We start from the raw sequence: 5,386 nt of genomic DNA, 5'->3' as shown, positions 1-5,386 counted from the left end.
AGCTTTTTCAGAGCCATTGCTAATAATCAATTTATCGTGTGTTGGCTATATGTCGAGAACATACCATTAGTGCCGCAACATTTTATAAATGGCGCGCAAAATATGGTGGTATGGATGCTTCGATGATGTCCCGTTTAAAGGAACTGGAAGCGGAAAATAGCCGTCTTAAAAGATGTACGCAGAAGAGCGTTTAAAAGCAGAAATTCTGAAAGAGGCCATTGAAAAAAAGTGGTAACATCGTCTCGCCGAAGAGAGTTGGCGAAGATGGCGGTGACCCAAAGGGATATTTCTATTCGACTGTCGTGTGACTTGTTTGGCCTCAGTGAAACGTGCTATCGATATCAAGCTAAATTAAATGATGAGAATGCGTTAATCGCGGATTGGTTGATTCGTGTGACACAAAATCGGCGTAATTGGGGCTTTGGTCTATGTTTTCTTTATCTACGTAATGTGAAAGGATTTGTTTGGAATCATAAGCGGGTTTATCGAATTTATAGGGAGTTAGAGCTCAACATGCGGATAAAACCAAAAAAACGGTTAACATGTAACTGTCTCTTGGTTCTATATGATCAAGAGACAGTCTAAATCAGGGGGAGATCCGGAGATCCGAGATCCGCCTAAATCATTGTGACATTCGTTTGGCGCTGCTTTCTGAATCTACGGGATTAATTACTGCATCTTTGGGTTTTGCAAATAATGATTGCTCCACCAATGTAGTTGCTGCTTTAGTGGAGTGGAGACATTTTTTTATCACATCATCCCATTCCTTGTATTCGCTCAATGAAAGCTGGGCTTTTTGAAGAATGGTTCGCAACTGTTGTATGAAATTTGTTTTTAATGGTTTGATGGGGCTGCTTAGTTGCTCTAACAGAAAATCTCGTTTTAGTTGACCTAGGCTAGCACACAATTCTTTGGTTTTTAGTAACGTGACATCAGTTTTATCCGGTGTCGACTCATCCAGTAATTGAGTTTTACGTTTAAATAACGTTAAATATTTATTAAAATTCATTGTAATAAGTGTTTGGCAACGATTGAGTAATGCCTGGGCTTCTGCTGATTTTATGACTGAGCTGTCTAAGCCCTTGCTTGGTTCTTGTTTGGTCATTTTATCGTACACAGCATGGAGTAATTCATTCTGTTTTATTCTGATTATTTTCGCCAGAGCAACAGGAGTTTGTCGCAAATTTAAAATAGTTTGTGCGTCTCTTACTGCTCTGGAGGTTCGAATTTCTTCAATTTGCTGTAATAATGTTTGGTAATAAAAAGTCACACCAGTTAGCGTCGTCGATTGAGTGTCGATTTTTATATTTTGAATTTCACGGGTTGCTAAAGCTAAAACTCGTTGTGCACTCTCTATGATAGCGCGTTGGTGTTGCGGATTTTCCTCATAGCCTTTGATTTTATTAATTTTTTTTCTGTATTGTACTTGTTTGTAATTAATAGCCCTATATGTTTTTTGCTCGTCGAGCAAAACATTATGAGATTCTGCATATGCAAACAGTGTTTGATTTTTTTTGTTAATCTTTGTCGTACTGTGCCCAGGATGCTTTTCCAGATAGGCTTTAATATAACTGGACGATTGGGCATTTTTTACCAGCTCAGGAGGTAAGTCCATTGGATTAACTTCAAATGTATTTTTAAAATTGGGAGATGGTTTTCTTAAGGTACTTAATTGGTTATGTAAATCGGTTATGCGAGACATTTGAAAAGCATGATCAATACTAAAAATACTACAACTTGAATTGTCTTTCTGTAGGCCTCCCATTGCCTTGGTTAATTCAACTTGATGTTGCGTACAGAACGCAACAACTGGAGGCAAATTGGTAACATGGCCAATAGAGTCGAGGAAGAATATGCTTAGCGTGCCATTCTCTTTTCGTTGAATATCTAGCACTGACCAATGCTCTGTTCCTTTTATTTTATAGACTAGTTGTGTCCGGGGCTGTCCATTTTTCAAAATGTTTTCTAAGAAATTGGTTATTGAACAAGGATGATCGCCATCGACTACATGGCAATTTAGTTCATGTTTTTCCTTTTTATACGCGATGAGCAGGTCCATATCATTTTTGTTCAGGCGATAACGCAATGCATCTTCTTGTGTAGAGGGAGTCGATGTGTCAAACAGTTCCAGCTTCCGTCTTTTAGCAAATTGATTCAGTTGGTTCATTTTTTTAGTAATCGCATCATCAATTTGAGGATGTGAATCAGATAGTTCTAAAGGATTTAATTTATTTAACGAAGGGCTTATTTGTTTAATGAGCGTTTCAAATTTTATTATTTGTGCTAAACGAGATGCATCTACTTCTTGGGAGTCATTCAACTTATTGTAATTCACTTTGAAATTATTAATGATTTCAAGTGCCTTCTCCAGTGATTCTCTGTTTCTATCCAATTCAGTAATTAAATCTGGTGAATCTGATTTGGGTGGTTCACCGTATCCAATTTCATAATCGTTTTTAGGTTGTTCATTGGTTATTACCTGAAAACTTAGGCGGGCGAGCACTTCTGTTTTTTGATAGTACCCTTCCAAATTCACAAGAGGGAGCTGATGTAAAAACATAACTAAATAATCAAGGAATGAGCGCCATACTCCCGTTGTTCTATCTTTGTACTTTTCTTTTAGAACATGCGCTCGTTGATCGATCATGTCTCTATCACGGTTAGAGAAAAATGCATTAAAATGCTCGGGTGGAGTTGTTCGAAGGTATTCAGTAAAGCCTTCCAAATTTGGATCTGTGATTCCAATAGTATCAATCCGTGCCCCATAAATTATAAAAAGAACAGCCAAATCATATTGTTGGTGTGTTAATGCTGATTTCAGCAGATTATTAAGTAAATGTTCTTGAGGAAGAGTTTCCATTTGGAATGCTTCGCAGAGCAATAATCGAACTATAGGTACATATCCTCGTTGACTTGCTCTAATGATCATTGACTCATAATCTATTTTGGCCTGTAAAGGAGCAATTTTACTTTCTAGCAGATTGCCCAGCAAAGCTATATTTCCTCTTTGCGCTGCCATATTCAATATCTTCTGCCGTTCTGCTGTTGATAGCATATTGAGTTTTTGGGGAGTTAATGAGCCAATAACCGTTAGAGCTGCCTCAATATTTTCAAATTTTACAGTTTCTTGGATGGCTAATATCACGCTTCGTATTGAAATAGTCTTATCATGTTGAATTACTTTTTGAAGTATTCTCATATCTGTTTGGCGACAGGCATAATATAACGCTGGATGTTTTTCCTTTAGATTATCTATAAAAAAATCTTTATGTCTTATTTGAGGCGTTATACTCAGCAAGTAACAGACAACTGCATATTGTTCTGCTTTTATTGCCACATCCAGGGCACGCATATTCTGATTTTGTACTGCTAATCGATTAGCTCCTTTTTTTACCAAAGCTTTTACATGCTCAAGCTTACCAATTTGTGCAGCAACCATTAGTGGCGTGTAAGCGCTTGCATTTCTAACATTCAGATTTACTTTCTTTGTCGCATTTAATCGTTGTAAGAACTCTTCGCTTTCTAATGTTAATATGGCTTTATGTAGTGATAATTTCTTGGTTTTTTCAACAGAGGCATTTTCTATGACAAGTTGTGCTCGAACATCGTGTTCCATTTCTGTCTTTACTGATTTTAATGTACCATCACTTATTGCCCAACTCTTCAATTGAGCATTTAATATTCGGCGATTAATAAGTTGTTCCATATAGAGTAACGTTTCATCAATGGCTTTATTAAATTGTTCTGGGTTATCTTTGATAAGCCATTGCTGCATTAATTCATCACGCCGAACTATTTGAGAATAACCCGATTCTTCCATTATTTCGGACAGTTGGGGCAGCTTGAACACTTCAAAAATTTCAAATAGCGAATGTCCTCCACTGTTGTAGAGCATCAGGGCAGCAAACGAAGCCATGAGTTTCTCAAAATAATGTTCATGAAAGGGGTTGCCTTCTCGTTTTTGCATCAGGATATTACGAAGGGTAGCTAAAGTTGTACTTGAAATTCCATTGGAATAAATTTGAGTCTGACGGCTGAATAAATGTTGGCACCATTGACTTTCCATCATGAATTTTGCTTGGTCCGCAGAGCGTTGAAACGGTGATGCACGCATCCGCTCTCGAGTAACATGGACGGGTATTTTCTGAGTTTCACCCATGCCGTCTTCGTTTATTGTAGTAACTGGAATGAGATTTATATTTTTATTTTTATCACGAACCAGTCTGTCGTGCTCATCAATTTCTTGTTCGTAAAGCGGTGTTTGAAATTGTTCAGTATCATTATCTCTGGCGAGATCACCTACTGGTACTGGAGTTATCGATTGCATGAGACCTTTAAAGCCGGTAAGTACTGCTTCATTCGTTTTTTTTATCATCCGACCTCGGCCATCCATTCCCATGGTAAAAACACTGTCTGAATAGATATCTGCTGGCATGGACTTATCATGCTCGGTGTTCATCGTAGCGATAATGGTCATTTTTGCAATTTCAGCTAAATTATCACAAGCTTTTGCGGTTAAACCATGAAAATTATGACTGCTTAGTTTTTTTATGAGTTCTGCATATTCAAGTTGATATTTATTGAGAGAAGGAGCCATAACGCCTTTTAAGATGAAATTTAGTTTAATTTTATCGTCAGGCTTTTGAGCAAGTGCTCTCCATAGATTATGCTTTAAATTTATATTGAAAATCCGTAAGTTATCAGTATCCAATTCCTCTGCATTTGCGCGAAGTAAGTGGTTGGCTAGATGAGTTTCAAAATACCGTCTGGTTGGATCCGCGTTAATAATTTCAGGATTTTTGCTTACTTTTATCTGTTTATGATCAGCCAAGAGCTCTTTTATATCAGTGATAAAATCATTTTCAGTCGCTGACTTTATTCCCTCAAGATATAGCGTTTTTAATTGTTCAATAATACTCTGATCGAGTTTTGCTGTTTTACAAGCATTTATAACTATTAATAAACCTTCTCCAACACTAACTGTAACCTCACCATTTGAGTTGTTCCTTTTTGTATAAATAGAAACGGCCTGAGTGATCTTGTGCATTTGATCATATGTGAATAATTTTGTCACTTAATGTCCCCAACTGTCTTTTTTAGCGGCATTTGTTGGGTATTATACCTGAATTAATATCATTTTGTAGTTTTTTTTAACAACTTTACACGTATATACATGGATAGTACAACCAGGGGAGAGAAATTTGTTTATCGCATACAAACCTGTTGTTGTGAGCGTTAGCGAAGGAATCCAGAGTGATGCTTCGCTAAAAACCGGGACTATATTATTTCACTTCGTTCGCAACAACGACTTCTTTGCAGCGAATTAAAATTTCGTTTACCGCTCGCTTTTAAAATGGATGCTCATCAGGATGTTTTTCTAGTATTT

General features: G+C 37.1%; 1 protein-coding gene and 1 pseudogene. One reads left to right on the top strand and one right to left on the bottom strand.

Going from position 1 to position 5,386, the window contains the following annotated elements; all coding sequences use genetic code 11:
- Positions 1–47: 47 nt before the first annotated feature.
- Positions 48–540: pseudogene (locus Q0495_RS01755) on the top strand (transposase); the annotation flags it as partial.
- Between the two features lie 82 nt (positions 541–622).
- On the opposite strand, the gene Q0495_RS01750 reads toward Q0495_RS01755, so the two are convergent.
- The gene (locus tag Q0495_RS01750; protein ID WP_298622418.1) at positions 623–5,074 is read right to left on the bottom strand and encodes an ankyrin repeat domain-containing protein; all 4,452 of its coding nucleotides are present in this window, start codon (positions 5,072–5,074) and stop codon (positions 623–625) included.
- Positions 5,075–5,386: the final 312 nt, after the last annotated feature.

This window comes from uncultured Legionella sp. (assembly GCF_937871865.1).
Taxonomy (GTDB): Bacteria; Pseudomonadota; Gammaproteobacteria; order Legionellales; family Legionellaceae; genus Legionella.
This window is presented reverse-complemented; position numbering and strand designations above follow the sequence as displayed.